This is a genomic window from Prevotella sp. P4-119, assembly GCF_002251345.1.
GTDB lineage: Bacteria > Bacteroidota > Bacteroidia > Bacteroidales > Bacteroidaceae > Prevotella.
This window is the reverse complement of record NZ_NPJB01000051.1, coordinates 1-796: the sequence shown is the minus strand read 5'-3', so window position 1 is coordinate 796 and position 796 is coordinate 1. Positions and strand designations below refer to the sequence as shown.

Annotated in this window: 1 protein-coding gene; it reads right to left on the bottom strand. The window is 44.1% G+C overall.

The window, feature by feature from the left end; all coding sequences use genetic code 11:
* A partial coding sequence (locus CIK89_RS13305) for a hypothetical protein (RefSeq protein WP_144007358.1) occupies positions 1–194 on the bottom strand: 194 nt, incomplete at its 3' end.
* Positions 195–796 lie beyond the last annotated feature (602 nt).

The following is a 796-nucleotide window of genomic DNA, read 5'->3' as shown; positions in this document are numbered from 1 at the left end:
ACAAGCGGAACGAGTCCTGCATACATGCGGACGATGTTCACCCATTTCATGCGCTGACGCTGTTGTCCCTTGGTGCGGGTGTTGCGTACCTTGGTCACTTTCTCCGATACTACGGTACGTCCATTGACAGTCTTGAAAGTCAACTGACCAGCCGATCCACTCATTTTTTTGATAAGTCCATTTAGAATAGCCATTTTGTTTTCCCCCGTTTGTTAGACCAGTGGGGGTTCTGGGGAATAGTTAGTTAATAAGTTAGTGAGCACTCATTCCCACATCGTCGGTTTCTCCTTTTCAGTTCCCATGTTCCTCCCATTTTGTCCCATCGTTGTCCGCCTAATTTTGGGATTTAGTGCGGATTCACTGGTGACTTACTGAGGAGTTGCCCACGTCTGTGTGCGGACGGAATGTGCTGTGCGATGAGTGATTCTCTCTTGAACCACGGTGCCGCCTATCTTGGACGCCAGTGCAAAGGTACGAAGAAAAATAATCGGTTGTTCCACTTTTCCCACGGCTTGTGACCACTTTTCCCACGGCTTGTTACATTTCCCTGTGTATCAGTTGGTTACAAAGCCAAATTTTGAAGTGTAAATCTTGGCGGTTATTGTATATTGCTGAATATAAGGAAGATAGGTGGAACACTATACTTTTATTGGCTTGAAACTGTGGTAGGATCATGGGTGAGAATTAGACGCTGTAAAGAAAAGAGCCGAAAACGGTATTTTTCAGTGAAACGCAAAAATGGCGTTACAGCGTTACAATATAACAATATAACAGTTTTGAAAAACCAAAATCAAAA